Origin of the sequence: Flavobacterium panacis (assembly GCF_024649945.1) — a bacterium.
Classification (GTDB): domain Bacteria; phylum Bacteroidota; class Bacteroidia; order Flavobacteriales; family Flavobacteriaceae; genus Flavobacterium; species Flavobacterium panacis.
In genome coordinates this window covers 530,909-552,129 of the sequence record NZ_JANKMS010000001.1, presented here as the reverse complement: position 1 = coordinate 552,129, position 21,221 = coordinate 530,909, and the positions used below count along the sequence as shown (strand labels likewise).

Genomic DNA, 21,221 nt, shown 5'->3' with positions numbered 1-21,221 from the left:
TGTTTCTTTTCATTTAAAATAAATATGAAACTAATTGCAATATGCCTTACTGTCTATTTTAATAAGTCCTTTTAAAGTGATGCAACTTTGGTCAGTAACTGGATTTAAAAAAATGTAACCCGCATCATTAAGTTGTATTAAAGCCTCCAGAATTTCTACCTGTTCTTTTCTTTCATTAGAAATTCTGTCGGAAGTTGCAGTAGAAATGGTCGAAATTGAATTTATAAATGAAGTTAATTCTTCTAAAGTGAAACTACCATTGTATCGTGTAGAAAGTAGCTGCAAAATTTTTGTAAAAAGGGTAGGTAAAGTTTCCATACTAAAATCGCTTTACTTCTATATACGAAGATTAGCTTATTCTAGTTTTATGGAAAAATGGATTGAGATTTAACTTTCAATTATTTCTAATCTTATCCCGAAATTCCAAGGGAGCCATTTGTGTTCTTTTTTTAAACAATGTACTAAAGGACTGTGGATGTTCAAAACCAAGATTGTAGGCAATTTCACTAACAGACAATTCTGTTGCCGATAGTTTTTCTTTGGCTTTATTGATTAGTTTTTCATAAATATGTTCTTTTGTGTTTCTTCCTGTATGTATTTTAAGAAAATCGCTGAGATAATTAGGAGAAAGATTCATCGCTTCGGCTATTGAACCAACACTTAAAAGACCTTTTTCTGCCAAGTCATCATTGTAATAATCATTTATAAACTTTTCAAATTTTGTTAGGAGAGCATGACTGTTATTTTTTCGTGTAATGAACTGTCTTTCGTAAAATCGGCTGGAATAGTTTAGAAGCAGATCGATCTGTGATAAAATAATTTCCTGAGTATGACGATCAATATGTTGGCATTCTTTGTCGATTCTGTCCAATATTTCAATCAGATATTTTTCTTCTTGTTCTGACAGATGAAGGGCTTCATTTACTGCATAAGAGAAAAATCCGAAATCAAATATTCGCTGTGCTAAAGGATGTTTCAACAGAAAATCTTCGTGAAATATGAGTAAATAGCCCGCTCCGCATTCCATATTATGATAATCCAAATACTGCACCTGGTTAGGTGCAGTAAAACTTAGTACGCCTTTATCATAATCATAATGTCCTTGACCGTATCTTATTTTTCCTTTTGCCTCTCTTTTTAAAGCAACACAATAGAATTTATTGACAAAGCCTTTCCATACTTCATCATCCAGAAAAATACTTTCAGATAAGTTGATAACACTAACCATCGGGTGTTTAGGTTCGGGAAGAGAAAGTAAGCGATGAAAAGCAGATACAGATGCAATAGTATTCATAAAAACGTCTTTTTAAAGTTAGTCTAGAAGTCCCATACTGAATTCATCATAAGGAGCTCCGGTATCTGTTCCCAAAGGTACGATACTTTCAAGTTTTAGAAGATCGTTATGACTCAATTCTATATCCACCGAGGCTATATTCTGTTCGAGATACTTTCTGCGCTTGGTTCCAGGAATAGGTATAATTCCTTTGTTGATGATCCATGAGAGTGCAAGCTGAGAAGAAGTTACCTTTTTTTCTTCGGCCATTTTTTCCATTGCTTCTACAAGTTCAATATTTTTATGAAAATACTTTTCCTGAAAACGCGGAATAGCCCTGCGAAAATCATTTTCTGGAAGATCATCAATAGAACGAATTTGCCCTGATAAAAAACCACGTCCTAAAGGAGAATACGCCACAAAACCGATTCCAAGTTCTTCCAGTGTTTTCAAAACACCTCTTTCTTCCACGGTTCTTTCAAACAAAGAATATTCACTTTGAACAGCCGTAATGGGATGAATGTCATGAGCTTTTTTAATAGTTTCAGAAGACACTTCCGAAAGCCCGATATATTTCACTTTTCCTTCTTTAACAAGTTCACTCATCGCATCTACTGTTTCTTCTATTGGAGTATTTTTGTCCAGACGATGCATGTAATACAGATCGATATAATCGGTATTCAAATTTTTGAGTGAACGTTCGACTGCTTTTTTGATGTATTTTTTACTTCCGTTTATGGCCCAAGTCACTTTTCCGCTGTCATCAATTTCCCATCCGAATTTTGTTGCTAAGATATAATTGTCACGATCTTTTCCAATAGCTTTAGCAATTAGTTGTTCGTTTTTTAAAGGACCGTACAAATCAGCCGTATCCAGAAAATTACCTCCAAGTTCCAGCGAACGATGAACGGTATGAATTGCTTCTTTTTCATCTGCAGGCCCATACATATTACCTTCTTCAAAACCCGTCATTCCCATACATCCCAAACCAATTGGAGGAATGATTAATCCCTGATTTCCTAATTTAATCTGTTTCATCTTTTCTAATTTTTGTTCCATACAAATTTCGATAGAAGACTATAATTAAATGTTTGCAGATTACAGAAGATTGTATTCAGATTACAGGTAGTAAAATAGATTTCTAAAGTTCATAAATAACCGTACCACCGTTTGGAGCCAATTTTAAATCAAGCTCCGTATTTCCATTGAATTTTTTATTCATTAACTCTGAATCAGAATTTTGACTATCCTTGATGATTTTTGTGTTTTTACCTTTCAGCATCGGCAGATTAACGTGAATTGTCTTCTCTTTATTTTCTCCATTAATAGCTGCGATATACCATTTATTTCCTTTTCGGCGTGCCATGACACAAAATTTACCTGGATAACCGTCAATAAGTACAGTTTCGTCCCAAACCGTTGGTACAATTTTTAAGTAATCGAATAAGTAATCTGGTTTTTCTTTAAGGTTTTCAGGAACCAGACCCCAATGTTGTACTGGAGAAAAAAAGATAACAGCTGTAGCCATTTCAAAAGCATCAGTAGTTCTACGGATACTACCTTTTTCGGGATTTCTGTTGAACCTTTTATTGAGGAAAACAGGACCAAAATCCATTGCAGCTACTGCATTTCTCGTAAATGGATAAATACAGGCAGTTTCAGGGTAATTATCACTAAATTTCTGTTGAAAAACAAGATTTTCAGAAGCTAGAACCGCTTCGCTGGTCATATAATTAGGATACATTCGTTCCCATCCACGAGGCAGAGTTGCACCGTGAAAATTAATATTAAGACCATATTGTGCTGCATCAACTAATATATCATGATAAAGCTTCATTGTGGCCTGTTTATCTCCTCCAAAAAAATCTATTTTTAAACCTTTCACACCAATTTCCTGTAGCCAGCTCATTTCTGCTTTTCTTGCTTCGGCAGTATTCATTTTGTCTTTGGGTGTTTGCGGCGCCGAATTCCACTGTCCGTTAGAATTGTACCACAATAAAACTTCAACATTTTTTGATTTGGCATATTGCACCAATTCAGCCATTTTCTGTTTTCCAATGTTCACGTCCCAAAGAGCATCAATTAAAATATATTCACATTTTAAATCTGAGGCCAAATTGATAAAAGTGATCTGGTCATTATAATTACAACTTTCATCCTGCCACACAATCCAGCTCCAAGAAGCGCGACCAGGATTAAAAACTTTTGAAGAACTCACTACAGGTTTGACAACATCAGTTGCTACTGTAGATTCTACTATCGGTTTCAAATCCGTTCCCATAGTGATCGTTTTCCATGATGTTTGCATAGGTAATGTAGAAACGGCGTAAGAAGATTCAAGTCCGTTATTTTCTCCATTTTGAGGAAAAGCAACAGTGTATGTTCCATCAGAAGAAGCATCACTCAATCGAGTGCCAGGATAAGTTCCGCTATTTCCTGTTTCAGAAATAAGTACCCAACCCTTATTTAGATGAAAGAGGGCAGGGAAAGTATAACCTAAACCATATTGTGATGCTTTATTTATCACTTCTTCGCGGGTATATTCTTCTTCATAAGAAGGTTTAGTTTTTTCCCATCCACTTAAAGGAGGTGCCTGAGGCGTAATAAAGGTTTTAGAATTCTGAGGGATTTTAAAACCAGTTATTTCATTTGTAATAGTACATTCCGCAGACTTTTTACCGTTTTCAGGAATGATATAGCTAAATGCAGCATCACGCTCGCTCAGTCTGAATACAATTTGAATAGTGTCATTCAACTTGTCGGCAAGAGTAAACTGGACTTCTGTTGCTTTATAATTAACCTTACTTATTTTGGAACGATTTAAAGTATAGTTGTCCTTTATTTCTTTTGAAGTATGTTTAAGTAACCTTAGTCCTGAGGTAAAATCTCCAACAGAACTTGCCAAACCAAGCGGCGATTTGGAGATGAATTCATTATTCAAGAAAAACAAGCTGTAATAGGCTTTTCCATTTTCGATAGTGAAATCCAGTCGTATCTTTTTTTGAGGACCGGTTTGTGTCACTGTCTGTGAGGTTAGAAGATTCGAAACAACAAGGCATAAGGCAAGGATATAAGTTTTCATGTAATCTGTTAGTTAGAAAGTTGTGGTTTTTAAAAGATAAATGTAAAAATAACATTTTAATTTTCAAGCTCTTTTTAAAAACAAGTTTTAGATTATTATCGAATGTAGGACTACAATCGTTTTAATGATGCAAAATAAATTTGGGAGTCTTTAATCAAAGACAAAATGTTTTCAAGTCTCTTTATAATTGAATGACAAAAAAGTTAAAGAGCAACTTCCTTCTTAATTATTCTTTGAAAATAGAAATGCAATTACGATTCGAAATCGTTGTAAATAAGGGATAATGATCAAAAATTGGAAGGATTTGACCAAAATTTAAAAGTCTCAGCTGCTTTAATAAAATACTTTTGACGAGGTATAATTACTGATTGTTTAGTTTTTTAATATATAAATTATACAATCAGTAAAAATACCTTCTTTTTATTATGATAATAGTCTGAGTTTTACATGAAAAAAATACTATTTACGGCAGCCTGTTTTACCATATTCTGGAATATGTGTGGCCAGAAAAAAATGACCTTATGGTACAATAAACCAGCTGCTTCCTGGACTGATGCAATGCCTCTTGGTAACGGAAGATTAGGTGCTATGGTTTATGGCGTACCTCAATCTGATACGATTCAGATAAATGAAGATACTTTCTGGTCGGGAAGTCCATACCAGAATGTTAATCCAAACGCTAAAAAGAATTTAAAGACAATCCAGAATTATATTAGTGAAGGCAATTACATAGAAGGACAAAAACTTTCACTTGAAAATATTATTGCTGATAGAAAAACAACTTCTCACGGTCAGGTGTACCAGTCAATAGGAAACTTAGTTTTGACAGTACCTGAACACAACAGCTATACTGATTTTTATAGAGAACTGGATTTGAATACAGCTGTTGCACTGACTCGATATAAATCAGATGGCGTGACGTATACAAGAGAAGTTTTTACTTCATTTCCAGATCAGTTAATTATCATTCGCCTGAGTGCCGATAAAAAAGGAAAAGTCAATTTTAAAACCTCTTTTGCTGGACCATTAAAAACAAATATGGTCACTGCAGTTTCTGAAGTACCTGCTGGACAGAATAGTGTACTTGTAGTAAAAGGGAGATGTACAAGAGAGAAAGAGGAAAATATTCCCAATCTTTTACATTATAATGCACAGATAAAAGTAACGGCCAAAGGCGGAACCCAAAAAGCAGACAACGGAAGTATTATGGTCAAAAATGCTGATGAAGCCATCATTTACGTTTCTGTTGCGACTAATTTTATTAATTATAAAGATATTTCGGGAGATGCTGAAAAGCGCGCGAAGGCTTTTTTATCTAAATTTTCAAAGAATTACAATAAGGCTAAAGAAGATCATATTGCATTCTATCAGAAACAATTCAACAGAGTGAAGTTGGATTTAGGAACATCTGAGCAATTGAAAAAGCCAACCGATCAACGTATTGCTGAGTTTGGAACATTTGAGGATCCTGTTTTGGCGGCAACCTATTTTCAGTTTGGACGTTATTTGCTGATTTCTTCATCACAACCGGGTAGTCAACCGGCTAATTTGCAGGGAATCTGGAATCCTAATTCAGGTCAGTATCCAGCTTGGGATAGCAAATATACCACCAATATTAATGTGGAAATGAATTATTGGCCTGCCGAAGTAACTAATTTAAGTGAATGCCATGATCCTTTTATACAACTAATTAAGGATGTTAGTGTTACAGGAAAACAAACGGCATCTGAAATGTATGGAAGCAGAGGCTGGACACTTCATCATAATACCGATTTATGGAGAATGACGGGAGCTGTCGACAATACAGCAGGAATTTGGCCAACTTGTAATGCGTGGTTTAGCGCTCATCTTTGGGAAAAGTATTTGTTTTCAGCCGATGAAAAATACCTTAAAGAAGTATATCCAATCCTGAAAAGTGCCTGCGAATTCTATCAGGACTTTTTGATCAAAGATCCAAAAACAGGTTATTTGGTGGCATCACCATCTATTTCTCCCGAGCATAGTCCTGGTCTTCATTATTATGATATTACAAAAGCGGATGGTACTGCTGGTAAAGAGCGATGCAATGTTTTTGCTGGAGTTACGATGGACAATCAGATGATTTTTGATTTATTGTCTAATACCATTGATGCTGCCGAAATTTTAAATAAAGACAGAGATTTTGCCAATCAACTGAAAGGTATAAGAGCTCAATTATCACCGATGCAGATTGGAAAATACACTCAACTACAGGAATGGATGGAAGATTGGGATCGTAAAAATGATGCACATCGTCATATTTCTCATTTGTGGGGAGTTTTTCCGGGAAGAGAGGTTTCACCTTTTAAAACTCCTGAACTTTTTGAGGCTTCCCGAAATTCACTGGAAGGTAAAGGAGATGCTAGTCGCGGATGGTCTATGGGCTGGAAAGTTTGTCTATGGGCGCGTTATCTGGATGGCAATCATGCCTATCTGCTCATTAAAAATCAGCTGAATCTAAAACCCGCAAATGCGACAATTAAAGATCCTGATGGGGGAACTTATACGAATATGTTTGATGCTCATCCGCCTTTTCAAATTGATGGCAATTTTGGGTGTACTGCTGGAATTGCAGAGATGTTGGTGCAAAGTCATGACGGAGCTGTTGCTTTATTACCTGCCTTGCCAGATGTTTGGTCTGAGGGTTCAGTTTCTGGCTTAAAAGCTCGTGGTGGTTTTGTGATAGAAAATTTGGAATGGAAAAATGGGAAAATACAGTCTGTCTCGATTAGATCAACTGCGGGAGGAAATCTGAGACTGAGAAGTTATTCCAAACTTAAAGGAAGTAGTCTTGTAAAAGCAACAGGAGAAAATTCCAATCCGATTTTTAAATATCAGCCTGTGGCAGCACCTCTAATTTCTGATCAGGCAGCGCTTAAAGGAATTCAAATTAAGGAAGTTTCAGAATATGATAGTCCTACAGAGAAAGGAAAGTTGTATACATTCCGTTCTGCAGAATTTTAGAATCAATGTTTAACAATTAAAATAATAAAAGAGAATAATTATGAAAAATGATAAACCATAGTTTTTAGGCAGATTCCTGACCAGAACTGCGGTATTATCAGAAACACTATCTAACCAACCAACCAAAATTTATGAAAAGAAGAGTAACCAAAAAACAATTTGATTTCTTCAGCGATTGCAGGAGAAAAACCAAAACAAAAAGCGCTCTGCTACTCTATATGCTGCTATCTTCTGCAGTATATGCGAAAGAGGATAAAAAAACAAAACACCATGAAACCAATTTAATTTCAAATACCAGATTAAATCTGAATGCAGTTTATGAAAAGCTGTTTTTTCAGGAAAAAGAAGTGACCGTAAAGGGACGCGTTTCTGATGAAGCTGGATTGGGAATACCTGGAGTTTCTATTGTAGTGAAAGGAAAAAAGATCGGTGTAGTAACCGATATGGATGGAAATTTTACAATAGACAGAGTTCCAGAAAAATCCATTCTAGTATTCTCTTTCGTGGGAATGATTACGCAGGAAATTCCGGTTACGGGTAAATTAAACATGAATGTTGTATTGAAGGAAGCTTCAACAGATCTGAATGAAGTTGTAGTAATCGGTTACGGTACAACAAAACGAAAAGATTTGACTGGATCTGTTGCGTCGGTGAGTATGGAACAGTTGAAAGATATTCCGGCTACTTCTGTACTACAAGCAATTGCAGGACGTATGGCGGGGGTTAATGTAACTGTTGCAGATGGTTCACCTGATACTCCAATCAAAGTTCGTGTCAGAGGAGGAGGTTCTATTACTCAGGATAACTCTCCATTGTTTATAGTCGATGGCTTTCAGGTTAGCAATATCAATGATATAGCGCCAGGTGACGTAGAATCTATAGATGTTCTTAAAGATGCTTCTTCTACTGCTATTTACGGTGCACAAGGAGCAAACGGAGTAGTTTTAATTACGACAAAATCAGGAAAAGCAGGTAAGACGGAAATTACTATGAATGCTTATACAGGTATTAAAAATACGTATAATCTGACCGAGGTTTTATCGCCTTATGATTATGTTTATTTTCAAAAAGAATTAGATCCGGGTGTCAATACTTCCAGTACTTCATTTTACAGTATGTACGGAGCATGGGATGATATTGATATTTACAAATCAAAACGCGGAACAGACTGGCAGGAAAAACTCTACGGCAATACAGGGATTCAAAAACATTTTGATATTGGTATGATGGGAGGAGAATCAAGTCTTAAATACAAGATCAATTACACCCATGATGATGAAGATTATATAATGTTGAACTCTGCCTATAAAAGAGATTATCTGAGTTTCAACCTCAATAAAAAGATAAATTCTAAACTAAACTTTGATTTTAATTCAAGGATTTCGAACACAGTGATTACAGGTCCAAGTGTTTCTAGCGGAAGTAAATTGAGAGACGGGATTAAATATGCTCCGATTTACAGCTTAAACAGTACAGGTGGTGGATTAGGAGGTTCAGACGATGTAACTTCTGCGGAAGCTTTAAGTTCGCTTAATGATCCTGTTTATAATATTACAAATGAATACAAAGATCAAAACAGGTTTAATGCCACAATTAATGCCGGTATTACTTGGAAGGCAGCAAAAGGCCTGACGGTTTCGTCTAAAGGAAGTTACGCAGCCAATCGAGATTATACAGATAATATCTGGCTTAATAAAACAGGTGAAGCCAGTGCAAACGGAGGACAGCCAGTGGCAAGACGCATTGATTTTAAAGGCTATTTATGGACCATTCAAAATACAATTTCGTACAATCTGGAGCTGGACAATAAAATGCATAAAATCGATGTAATGGCTGGACAGGAAATGTACAATTCAGAAGGAAGAGAGATGAGAAGTGATTCTAAGTTTTTTCCAGTAGATTTTACTGCGCAAGATGTATTGGCAATGTGGAATTATGGTACTCCTCAGCCAACTTACACTACTATAATGGAACCTTCAAGAACATCTTCTTTGTTCGGACGTATCAACTATACTTTCCGCGATCGCTACATTTTGACCTTAACAGCGAGATCAGATTCTAAGAATGTTTTTTCTAAAGAAAATAGAGAAGGTTTTTTCCCAGGAGCAGCATTTGCATGGAGATTATCAGATGAGTCATTTATGAAACTGACCAAAAACTGGCTTTCAAATGCTAAAGTACGTTTGAGTTATGGAGAAGTAGGAAATGCCAGAGTAGGTTCGTACTGGAGACAAGAATACGGATTCCAATCTACCAGCAGAAATCTTTATTATATAAATGAACAGCCACAAAGCGCATTAGTTACGTCAAATGTTCTGAAGAATGAAAACTTAACTTGGGAAACTACGGTATCTGCGAATGCAGGACTTGATCTAGGTTTCTTCAATCAGCGTTTGACAGTAAGTGTAGATGCTTATAAAAATGATACTAAAAACTTAATACTTGGAGTAGCATTGCCTTCGAATTCTGGGTATCAGACTCAGTACCAAAATATTGGTAGAACATCGAATAAAGGATTGGAAATAACCGCTTCTGGTGATATCGTCAGAAATGAAAAGTTCTTATTGTCAGCGAGTTTTAATATTGCATTCAACGATAACAGAGTAAAGGAATTAGATGGATCGAGTGAAATGATTGTTGCTTCTAACTGGGCTCCTGCCGTTGGAAGAGATGATTTTAGAGCTATTGTTGGCCAGCCAGTTGGATTGATGTACGGTTATGTTTCGGATGGAATGTACACTTTTGATGACTTTACGTATGATAATGTACAGAAAAAATGGATTTTAAATCCAGGTGTTGCTGATGCTTCTAAAGTTATTACTACATCTGGAAATTATTTTGGTCCTGGACATATTAAACTTAAAAAACTAAGTGGTGACGGAACTGTAATTTCTCCAGATCAAGATAGAAAAGTAATCGGAAGAGCACAGCCTAAACATGTTGGAGGGTTTTCTATCAGTACCGCATACAAAGGGTTTGATCTTTCGGCCATGTTTAACTGGTCTTATGGAAATGATATCTATAATGCGAACAAAATAGATAATACGACTTTCAGCGGTTCTAAAAGATACCAGAATATGAGTACCGAAATGAGCATTGACAGACGTTTCACGACTATTGACCCTACAACAGGATATAACATTATGTTTGGAGAAAATGCCAATCCGCAGTTGTTGCAAGAAATCAATCAAGGTAAGAGTATGTGGCATCCGCTTTCTAATTCTACCATCTTAACGGATTGGGCTATCGAAGACGGATCATTTTTAAGATTAGGAACACTAACATTAGGTTATACACTGCCAGAAAGTATTATAAAAGATGGTGCAGTAAAAAATGTACGTTGCTATTTTACTGGATATAATTTGCATATCTGGACCAAATACAGCGGACAAGATCCTGAGGTAGACGGAATACGAAACACACCTTTGACACCAGGTGTGGACTGGTCTGCTTATCCAAAAGCAAAAACATTCCTTTTTGGAGTTAATGTAACATTTTAATTAAAAGACATGAAAAAACTATTATACTATTCCAGCTTAATTTTAATGATTGTTTGTGTGGCCTGTAATGATGATTTTTTAGATACTACATCGCCTTCAAAATTAAGCTCCGAAACCGTTTTTCAAACACCGTCTATGGCCAAAGCAGCCATAATGGGGATATACGGAAGAATGACAGACACTTACATCTACGGACAGAAATTATCGGTTAACTGGCAAGGATTTTCAGATATAGAGAGCAATCAAGGATTTACTGCTACGGCTTATAATTCGACAACGAGCGATCAGGGTGCAGGAAATTTTTATGATGATTCGTACAATCAAACCACAAAATGGGAAGGTCTATTTCAATTGGCTGAATTAGCTTCTGCAGCAGTAGACGGAATTCGAAATTCTCCTATTCTTGAAACTCAGGAAGATAAGATGAAGCCACTTTTAGGTGAAGCGCTTGTAATGAGATCACTGGCTTATTTTGAATTGGTAAGAAATTGGGGAGATGTGCCGTATAAAGAAGGAACTTCTAAGTCCGATTTGTCTAATGTTTACATTGGTAAAGTAGACCGAGATCTTATTTATGCCAGTTTAGTTAAAGATTTGGATGAAGCTCAGGGATATTTACCTTGGCTGAAATCTACGTCTGAGTATAACACAGCAGAACGTATTACTAAAGGTTTTGCAAAAGGACTTTTAGCGCGAGTTGCTCTTTTTGCAGGTGGTTGGTCTTTACGTGACGGAAATCTGTTTTCAGGAACAGAATTAGAACATCATCCGACAATTCCTGAAGCTGGTGGTTATTTTGTGGGAAGAGTTAAAAACTGGAAAGAGTACTATCAGATTGCTGCACAACAGACCGCTGAAATAATCGGAAGTCCTTCCAATCCGCATCATTTAGATCCAGACTATGAAAATATCTGGAAAACAGTTTGTGGACTGCAACAAAACAGTAGCAATGAAAATTTATTTGAAGTAGCTTTTGGTCTTGGAAATAATGGAGATATTGGATCATTGATGGGGTATGAAGTTGCAGGAAGCAGCCGATACGGAAGTAGAGGTTTTGGAGGAACTTATGTCGCTTCTCAAGCCTATTATTTCTATTCTTTTACTCCAGAAGATAAACGTAGGGATGTTACGCTAAGCTGGCTGAACTATACAAAAGATAATATTGAGGGCGTAAAGAATGATCCGTTAAGTGTAAATTTTGCAAAATGGAGAATGTACTGGATGCCGGGATCTTATTTGGCTATGCATAAAACGGCAACTTCGAGAATTGCTACTGGTGTAAACTGGATTGTAATGCGTTATTCGGATATCTATTTGATGTATGCAGAAGCAGAAAGTGCTATTAACAGTGCTGATGGCGTTAACTCAGTAGCAGGAATATCTCCGAGACAGGCATTAGAAAAAGTTCGCGAAAGAGCTTTTGGAGCAGGTTCTTCTCAAATTCAGGTTTACGATTCTAATTTTCTTGAAGCAATCATTAATGAGAGAGCATGGGAATTCGGATGTGAATCGATTCGTAAACATGATTTGGTGCGTTGGGGTTTATTGTTTGATAAAATTGAAACAATGAAAAAAACGCTTTGTCTGATGTTTGACAATAAACAATCGGTAAAAATCTTTGACAAAAATTATCAGCCTACAGATTTCCCAAGAACGGTTTATTACAAATATAAAGATGCCGAATACATTGATAAAAGTTCACTTAACTATTATAAAAATCTTCCAGCAAGTCCTGGGCCAGAATATAAAAGTGTGAGTTGGTTTCCTGTGAATGCAGAAAAACCACTTACCGGTACCAATAAAAACTATATAGACTGGCCTGTTAAAACGCTTTTGGCAGCGAGTGGTCTGGCAAGAGAATATGATTACTCAGGATTTTTAGGTTCATTGACCAATGGAACTGAAATTCAAAGTAGTCTTGCGCAATACACAAAAGGTAACGGAACCTGTTATTACAGACACTTCTTTGCTATTTATTACGAGGATATTTTCGAATCTAAAGGTAAAATAACCAACTCTTACGGATTTTAATCAATGACATTAATCAAATTTTAAATAGGATGAAAAATATAATAGGAATTTTAGGTGTCATGATCCTTATTTTGTTTGTGACTGCCTGCGAAAAAGATTATAATGACTGGAAAGTAGATTCCAGTTATGACCGTCTTTTTAAGTCAATTATTTTCGATGCTTCGGCAGTACAGCCAACCTCTGTAGAAATAAAATTTACAAAATCGATTGGCGCAACAAAGTATGTATTCGAATTTAGTAAAGACAGTTTGCAGTTTAATACTATTGTAGAAAGAGTTGAGCTTCTAGCAGATACATTAACTCCTTTTGCTAATTCTTCCGATCAGTCTAAAATAGAATACAGACAGACTTTCGACGAATTGGACGGTACAACAGGTTATTCGGTGAGAATGAAAAGCATTGATGAGGCTTCTGGAAAAGAATCTAAATACAGTCAAATTTATTTTGTTACTTCTGCAGAACAGTTGTTTAAAGGATATAATTCAGCATCATCTACGATTGGGTTAAACTGGACTATTAATCCAAGAGTAACCAATATTAGTTTGTATGATGAAGCTTCAACCTTGGTTCAGAATATTGTTTTGACAGAACAACAAAAGGCTGAAGGGACTGCTCAGATTGCAAATTTGAAAGGAGGAACTACGTACACTGCTAAAATTTTTAACGGAACTGCTCTTCGTGGTAGCTTACCCGTAAAAACAACTGGTATATTCGGCAGTACTACTTATAAAGTGTTGCTTACAGATACAGCTTCGAGTATAGGAACGGCACTTCAAGGGCTAGTGGCTGGCGGAGCAAAAGATATAACAGTTGAATTTGGAGCAGGTGAAAGTTATTCGATAGGAGGAGATGTAACGATTCCAAGTGGTGTCAATAATATCGCTTTTTCTGGAGCAAAAAACAACAACGGAGTTTTGACGAATATCACCAACATTAGATTTAGAGTTCAGGATAAAATCAATAACCTGATGATCCAGAATTTAACCACTACTTCGGCTGATAGTTTCTTTATAGACTTAGGAACAAAGGTTGTAAATGATATTTTGGTAGAAGGATGTACGATTTCAAAATTAAATTCCATTGTCAGAGTAAGCGGAACCAGCGTTATTGGAAATATTATTGTAAATAACTGTTTGGTTTCACAGACTGGAGGTTATGGTGTAATGAATGTTGGAGCAGGCGGTACAGTTAAATCAATAAATGTTACCAATTGCACTCTTACCGAAATCAATACGCGCTTTGCAGATGTAAGAGTAAAAACCAGTATCAATTTTAGAAATATTACCTGTGTAAATGTAAAAGAAGCTATGGGACATCTTTGGAATTTTGATAATAATTTTCCAGTATTAGTTTCAATTCAGAATTGCATTATAGCTGGTCCTAACGGCGCAACGGCTCTTAGCAGCACTAGCGGAACTTACAACAGCATCACTATTAATTATGGCGGAAATTACAAAACCAAAGATGTTATAAACGGTACAAGACCGATGACTGGTATTACAGAAGTTCCATTAAACATAGCCGATTTCTTTGTTAATCCGACTATAGGAGATTACCATATAAAACCAGGTATCGGATTTGCCGGAACAGGTGTTGCCGGAGATCCAAGATGGTTTTAATATAAAAAATTGTTTTTGTTTAAGTTAAATCGTGGTTGATTTAATGGGGGAATTCTATCGAATTCCCCTTATTTCAAAAAAAATAGAATGAATAAAGGTGTCTGAATAATGGTTTCTATGATTTAATAATGGTATTTTTAATTGTAGTTTTTGGAAAAAATTGTTTTTACCACCTTATTGAATTGTAAATATTTACAGCATTTTTTGGATACCTTAAATAATAGTATTGATTATGGGAAATAAAAAAATAAGGAGCTGTTTGTTTTTGAGTGCTTTCTTCTTTATCAGTTCAGTTTCCATTGGAAGCGAAAGAACAAATCAGAAAGAAACATCAGATAAATCCGCTGAAGAAATAGACGCTTTTCCTGGAGCAGAAGGATTTGGACGATTCACTACAGGCGGAAGAGGCGGAAAAGTTCTATTTGTAACCAATTTAAACGATTCTGGACCAGGAAGTTTTAGAGAAGCGGTAACGGCAAAAGGAAAGCGTTATGTGCTGTTTAAAGTTTCAGGAAACATAGCGTTAAAATCCAGATTAAGTATTAACGAAAATGATCTCACTATCGCTGGACAAACCGCACCAGGTGACGGAATCTGTATAAAAGATTATCCAGTGGTTCTTAACGCAGATAACATAATCGTGAGATACATGAGATTTAGAATGGGAGATGCGGCAAAACAACAGGCAGATGCTTTAGAATCCAGATTTCATAAAAATATTATTGTGGATCATTGCTCGTTAAGCTGGTCTTCTGATGAAACGGCTTCTTTGTATGCAAATGAAAACACAACTTTTCAATGGTGTTTTGTCACAGAAAGTCTAAAAGTTTCGGTTCATGAAAAAGGATCACATGGTTATGGAGCTATTTGGGGAGGAAAAAAAGCTTCTTTTCATCATAACTTATTAGCACATCATGACAGCAGAAATCCAAGATTGGGAGAATCTGCAGGAACTTCATTTGCACTTACAGATTTGGTTGATGTGCGTAATAATGTGATTTATAACTGGGCTGGAAATAGTTGTTATGGCGGAGAAGCCATGAATGTAAATATTGTCAACTGTTATTATAAACCAGGACCAGCTACGGGAAAGTCATCTAAGATTATTGCGATTGATAAGAACAAAATTCCAGGAAAAGAGGTTTTTAATATTTGGGGTAAATTTTATATAGATGGAAATGTTGTAGAAGGCAGTAAAGAAGCCACAAAAGACAATTGGACTTACGGTGTATACAATCAATTTCATCCAGGTTATGGAATAATTCCAGAAAAAGAAAAAGAAGCTATGAGAATGAAAGTTCCTCACAACATAAACAATAATCTTCATACAGATACAGCGCAGCAAGCCTATGAAAAAGTCCTGCAATCTGGCGGAGCATCATTAGTAAGAGATGCGATTGATATACGAATTGCTACTGAGGTTAAAAACGGAACTTATAGCTATGAAGGTTCCAAAGGAAGCACTAAAGGTATTATCGATTCACAACAAGATGTTGGTGGATGGCCTAATTTAATAAGTAAAGAAGCTCCCATTGACAGTTCGGGCGACGGTATTCCAGATTACTGGAAAAAGAAAAAGAATTTAGATCTAACAAAAAACAATCCGAACGGTCATGATTTAAGTAAGACTTATGAAAATATTGAAGTCTATATTAATAGTTTGGTTTTGAATAATTAAAAAAATAAAGAAATGAAATCCATTGCAATTTTCACATTAAGTATAATCACGTTTTTTTCTCCAAATCTGCATGCCGAAAACAGCATTCATTTAAAAAAAGAAACAAAAAAGATAAAATATGATATTGTAGTAGCACAAGACGGAAGCGGCAACTACAGAACAGTACAGGAAGCATTTGATGCTGTTCCCAAACTAAAATCTGAACGTACTGTTATTTTTGTTAAAAACGGAACTTACAAACAAGTCCTAACTTTAGAAGCAGATCGAAATAATGTTTCGCTGATTGGAGAAGACAGTAAAAAAGTTATTCTTACTTATGATAATTATGCAAGCAAAATTAATCCATCAACAAATGCCAATTATGGTACGAGTGGTTCTTCAAGCTGTTTTATAAAAGGTTCTGGTTTTTATGCAGAAAACATAACATTCGAAAATGCTTCAGGACCAGTAGGACAGGCTTTGGCAATTCATATTCAGGGAGATAAAGCAGTATTTTACAATTGCAGGTTCTTAGGTTTTCAGGACACACTTTATGGCGGAGATGCACGTCAGTATTTTAAAAATTGTTACATAGAAGGCAGTACCGATTTCATTTTTGGAGGTTCAACAGCTTTCTTTGATAATTGTGAACTTCATACCAAAGGAGGAAGTGCCATTACAGCAGCTTCAACCAAAGATTATGTGAAATATGGATATGTATTTAATAACTGTAAAATTACAGGAACAGGAACCAACATAACAGATTTGGGCAGACCATGGAGACCAAATGCAGCAGTTGTATTCCTAAATACGGTAATGTCAGATGCTATAAAACCAGCAGGTTGGAACAATTGGGGGAAAACAGAAAACGAATCAACTGCAAGATATGCAGAATATAACTCAACAGGAATTGGCGCTTACAAAAATGAAAGGGTAAAATGGATGACGCAACTAACAAAAGACCAAGCAAAAGTATACAGCGTAGAAAATGTGCTGAAAACCACTTATGCTAATCCTGCAGTTGTCGATAACTGGAATCCTCAGAAAGTGATTGATTTATATCAAAAATAGCATTCGATTTTAAAATCAGATGGCACGATGTTACTACCAAAAATACCAATTTTTCTTTTCACCAAAAATTAATTGCTATGAGTAAAAAATACAAAAACTTAAAAAAAATAATTGTTTTAGTTTTATTAGGTATAACAACCCAAATTACGGCACAACGTACTGTAGAAAAACTCAATCGCGGATTGGTTGCGATGCGTTTAAATGCTAATCAGGTTTATGTTGGGTGGCGAATGCTTGGTACAGAACCAACTAACGTAAGTTATAATTTGTATTGCAATGAGGTAAAAATTACAGAAACTCCCCTTACTACAAGTACCAATTTTACTCATGATGTTACTTCTAATGGTACATATACAGTTCGAGCAGTTATTAATGGTACTGAAGAACCAGCATCAGAAGCAGCGACAGTTTGGGCCAATCAATATTTAGATATTCCGATGCAGATTCCGCCTGGAGGAACCAATGTAAGTGGATCTTATACTTACGAAGCAAATGATTGTAGTGTGGGTGACGTTGATGGTGACGGGCAATATGAAATTTTTGTAAAATGGGATCCAACCAATTCAAAAGATAATTCTCAGCCAGGTTATACAGGTAATGTTTATATTGATTGTTATCGTTTAGACGGAACTCTTTTATGGAGAATTGATTTAGGGCAAAATATTCGTGCTGGTGCACATTATACCCAATTTATGGTCTATGATTTGGATTCTGATGGTAAAGCCGAATTGGCCTGTAGAACATCAGACGGTACAATAGACGGTACAGGAGTTGTTATTGGTGATGCCACAGCAGATTATAGAAATCCTAATGGAAGTAAGACTTCAACGAGTACGTATGGCGCTGTCATTTCTGGCCCTGAATTTTTAACTATTTTCAATGGTGAAACAGGAAAAGCAATGGCTACTACAGAATATCTTCCAGCTCGTGGAACTGTATCTTCGTGGGGTGATAGCTATGGAGGACGTTCAGAACGTTTCGTTGCAGCAATCGCTTATCTTGACGGATCTAAACCAAGCCTAGTAATGGGAAGAGGTTATTATACAAGACTCGTTCGTGTTGCCTGGGATTGGAGAGATAATAAGCTTTCACAACGATGGATTTTTGACAGCGGTACTTCTGGAAATTCAGCTTATGCAGGCATGGGAAATCATCAAATGACTATTGGAGATGTTGACGGAGACGGTAAAGATGAAATTATTAATGGTTCTAGTGGAATTAATGATGATGGAACAAAATTATATTCCAATTCGTTAGGCCATGGCGACGCTTTACACATGACCGACATGGATCCAGATCGTCCCGGAATGGAAATATGGCAATGTCTTGAAGAACCTGCTAAGTATAAAACAAATGGTTTGGTTTTCTTAGATGCCCAAACCGGAGCTACAATTTGGGGATTACCAGCAAATACAGATGTTGGTCGTTGTAACGCTGCAGATATTGATCCACGTTACAAAGGATATGAATGTTTTGGAAGCGCTGGTGTAAAAGATGCTTCAGGGGTTACTACAACTACCAACTTTTTAATGGATTGCAAAGGAAACCTTATCAGCAATAAAAAACCAACGCAAAATTTCTCTATTTGGTGGGATGGTGATTTGAACCGTGAATTATTAGATTCCAATAAAATTGATAAATGGGATTATATCAATGGCAAAACGGTTAACATATTAACAGCCACAGGATATTCATCTAATAATACTACAAAAGCCACGCCTTGTTTGAGTGCGGATCTTTTTGGAGATTGGAGAGAAGAAGTAATTTTTCGTAAAACAGATAATACTTCGCTAAGAATATATTCCACCAATATTCCGACCGAACACAAATTATATACTTTGATGCACGATACGCAGTATAGAACTGCTATAGCTTGGCAAAACTCTGCTTATAATCAGCCTCCGCATCCAGGGTTTTATCTTGGTGTAGATATGGCAGCGCAAACCAAACCTAATATTGTGGTACCAAGCGGTAACTTATCGACAGACGATTTTTCAGGAGTAATCTCTTCGCCAAATGCTGTTGTTTATCCAAATCCGGCAAACCATTCTTTTACAATTGCTGCTAAAGGAAATTTCACTTTTGTGATTCACAATACACTTGGACAGGAAATATGGAAAGGAAAAGGTGAAAATGAATTACAAATAAAAGACAAAATAGTAACTCCTGGAATGTACATCATCACTATAAAAACAGAAAAAGGATCTTCTGTTATAAAGCTAATAAAAGGGTAAACCAATAAAATTCTGCTCTATTTAGGAATTAAAAAAAATGATTTAAATAAAAATAATAAATGAAGTTCTCTCTCTATCTAATAGCCATTTTTTCTTTTAACGCGATATCAGCACAACAAATTCAAAACAAAACGCCTTATGTCTCTAAAGTCTGGTCTGCAGATTTAGGAAACGGAAGCTATCAAAATCCTATAATTCATGCTGACTATTCAGATCCAGATGTTGTTCGTGTTGGAGATGATTATTTTATGACTTCGTCCAGTTTCAATTGTACGCCAGGACTTCCAATTCTGCATTCTAAAGACATGGTCAACTGGAAAATTGTTAATTACGCTCTTCCAAGAGTAGCACCAATTGATCATTATAACACTGTGCAGCACGGAAATGGCGTTTGGGCACCAAGTATCAGATATCATAATAATGAACTCTATATTTATTGGGGAGATCCAGATTTTGGAGTTTACATGGTTAAAACAAAAAATCCATTTGGAAAATGGGATGCACCGATTTTGGTTATGGAAGCAAAAGGCGCTATCGATGCCTGTCCACTTTGGGACGAAGACGGACGTGTTTATCTTGCTCATGGATGGGCAGGAAGCCGTGCAGGAGTAAAAAGTATTCTTACAGTTAGAGAACTCAACAAAGAAGGCACGGCGGTAATTGATGAAGGAAATCATGTTTATGACGGACACGAAAAAGATCCAACAGTAGAAGGAGCTAAATTTTATAAAAGAAACGGTTATTATTACATTTTTGCTCCTGCGGGAGGTGTCGCAACAGGCTGGCAGCTGGCTCTACGTTCTAAAAACGTGTATGGACCTTATGAAAGAAAAGTGGTTTTAGAACAAGGAAAGTCAATCATAAACGGACCACATCAAGGGGCTTGGGTAGACACGCCAAATGGAGAATCGTGGTTTTATCATTTTCAGGATATAGAAGCCTATGGAAGAGTTGTTCATCTTCAACCCATGACATGGAAAAACGATTGGCCACTTATAGGCGAGGATCTGGATAAAAATGGTATTGGTGAACCGGTTTTAAAATACAAAAAGCCCCATATTGGTAAAACATATCCAATTGAAACACCACAGGAATCAGATGATTTTAAAGGAGATAAAATTGGTTTACAATGGCAATGGCAGGCAAACCCAGATATTGTATGGCATGCCAAAATGAGAGATTCAGATAACTTAAGATTGTTTTCTATGAATATGCCAGAAGGAGCAACCAATTTATGGATGGTTCCAAATCTGTTGCTGCAAAAGTTTCCGGCAAAAAACTTTACGGCCTCTGCTAAAATTAAATTAACGGTAGAAGAAGCAAAATCAGGTAAAAAAGCCGGATTAATTATTATGGGAATGGATTATGCTGCATTGCAAATAACTCATGATGAAAAAGGATTTTATATACAGCAAACAGAGGTGAAAAATGCAGCAAAAGGCGGAGAAGAAGTGGTAAATGAAGCACAGAAATTAGCTAAAAACGAAGCTTATTTTAAAGTCGAAGTTACAGGAAAAGGAATAGACGCAAGCTGTCAGTTTAGTTATTCGGAAGATGGTAAAAATTATAAAAAAATAGGAAAACCTTTTACGGCGGTTCCAGGAAAATGGATCGGAGCTAAAGTAGGTTTGTACAGTGTAAGTACTAAAGAATCAAAAAGAGGAGGTTATGCTGATATTGACTGGTTTGAAATTAGTAAATAAATCGATTTTTAAAATTTGAGAGCCTTTTAAGAAAAATATAAATTCCTTGTAAGGAAATAAGACATACAA

12 protein-coding genes are annotated in these 21,221 nt (G+C 36.0%); 8 read left to right on the top strand and 4 right to left on the bottom strand.

The features are described 5' to 3' along the window. Positions 1–30: 30 nt before the first annotated feature. From NQQ59_RS02460 to NQQ59_RS02445, 4 genes are all read right to left on the bottom strand, one after another. Complete coding sequence (locus NQQ59_RS02460) at positions 31–318, bottom strand: hypothetical protein (protein WP_144213294.1); 288 nt, start codon at positions 316–318, stop codon at positions 31–33. A gap of 76 nt (positions 319–394) precedes the next feature. Continuing rightward, a complete protein-coding gene (locus tag NQQ59_RS02455; protein WP_144213292.1) occupies positions 395–1,294 on the bottom strand; it encodes a helix-turn-helix domain-containing protein in 900 nt (299 codons plus the stop codon). Between the two features lie 18 nt (positions 1,295–1,312). Next, positions 1,313–2,311 (bottom strand): aldo/keto reductase, encoded by a 999-nt coding sequence (locus NQQ59_RS02450; protein WP_144213290.1) that lies wholly within the window; start codon positions 2,309–2,311, stop codon positions 1,313–1,315. 103 nt (positions 2,312–2,414) lie between these two features. Next, positions 2,415–4,355 carry a glycoside hydrolase family 97 protein gene (locus tag NQQ59_RS02445; RefSeq protein ID WP_144213288.1) on the bottom strand — a complete coding sequence of 647 codons (1,941 nt, stop codon included), beginning with the start codon at positions 4,353–4,355 and terminating at the stop codon, positions 2,415–2,417. 447 nt (positions 4,356–4,802) lie between these two features. On the opposite strand from NQQ59_RS02445, the gene NQQ59_RS02440 reads away from it, so the two are divergent. The 8 genes from NQQ59_RS02440 to NQQ59_RS02405 all read left to right on the top strand — a co-directional run bounded on the left by NQQ59_RS02440 (position 4,803) and on the right by NQQ59_RS02405 (position 21,152). Further along, the gene (locus NQQ59_RS02440; RefSeq protein WP_144213286.1) at positions 4,803–7,337 is read left to right on the top strand and encodes a glycoside hydrolase family 95 protein; all 2,535 of its coding nucleotides are present in this window, start codon (positions 4,803–4,805) and stop codon (positions 7,335–7,337) included. Between the two features lie 131 nt (positions 7,338–7,468). Then, the gene (locus NQQ59_RS02435) at positions 7,469–10,837 is read left to right on the top strand and encodes a SusC/RagA family TonB-linked outer membrane protein (protein WP_222104872.1); all 3,369 of its coding nucleotides are present in this window, start codon (positions 7,469–7,471) and stop codon (positions 10,835–10,837) included. A gap of 9 nt (positions 10,838–10,846) precedes the next feature. Then, on the top strand, positions 10,847–12,868 hold the full coding sequence (locus NQQ59_RS02430) for a RagB/SusD family nutrient uptake outer membrane protein (RefSeq protein WP_144213285.1): 2,022 nt from the start codon (positions 10,847–10,849) through the stop codon (positions 12,866–12,868). Between the two features lie 29 nt (positions 12,869–12,897). Continuing rightward, entirely contained in the window at positions 12,898–14,487 is a 1,590-nt protein-coding gene (locus tag NQQ59_RS02425; protein WP_144213283.1) for a DUF5123 domain-containing protein, read from the top strand. Positions 14,488–14,719: 232 nt separating this feature from the next. Then, positions 14,720–16,165: a pectate lyase family protein gene (locus NQQ59_RS02420; protein WP_144213281.1), complete on the top strand. Its 1,446-nt coding sequence runs from the start codon at positions 14,720–14,722 to the stop codon at positions 16,163–16,165. A gap of 12 nt (positions 16,166–16,177) precedes the next feature. Beyond that, positions 16,178–17,215, top strand: a complete 1,038-nt coding sequence (locus NQQ59_RS02415) for a pectinesterase family protein (protein ID WP_144213279.1) — start codon at positions 16,178–16,180, stop codon at positions 17,213–17,215. A 77-nt stretch (positions 17,216–17,292) separates the two neighbouring features. Then, positions 17,293–19,449 (top strand): rhamnogalacturonan lyase family protein, encoded by a 2,157-nt coding sequence (locus tag NQQ59_RS02410; RefSeq protein ID WP_144213277.1) that lies wholly within the window; start codon positions 17,293–17,295, stop codon positions 19,447–19,449. 59 nt (positions 19,450–19,508) lie between these two features. Next, complete coding sequence (locus NQQ59_RS02405; protein WP_144213275.1) at positions 19,509–21,152, top strand: glycoside hydrolase family 43 protein; 1,644 nt, start codon at positions 19,509–19,511, stop codon at positions 21,150–21,152. The last annotated feature ends 69 nt before the right edge of the window (positions 21,153–21,221 follow it).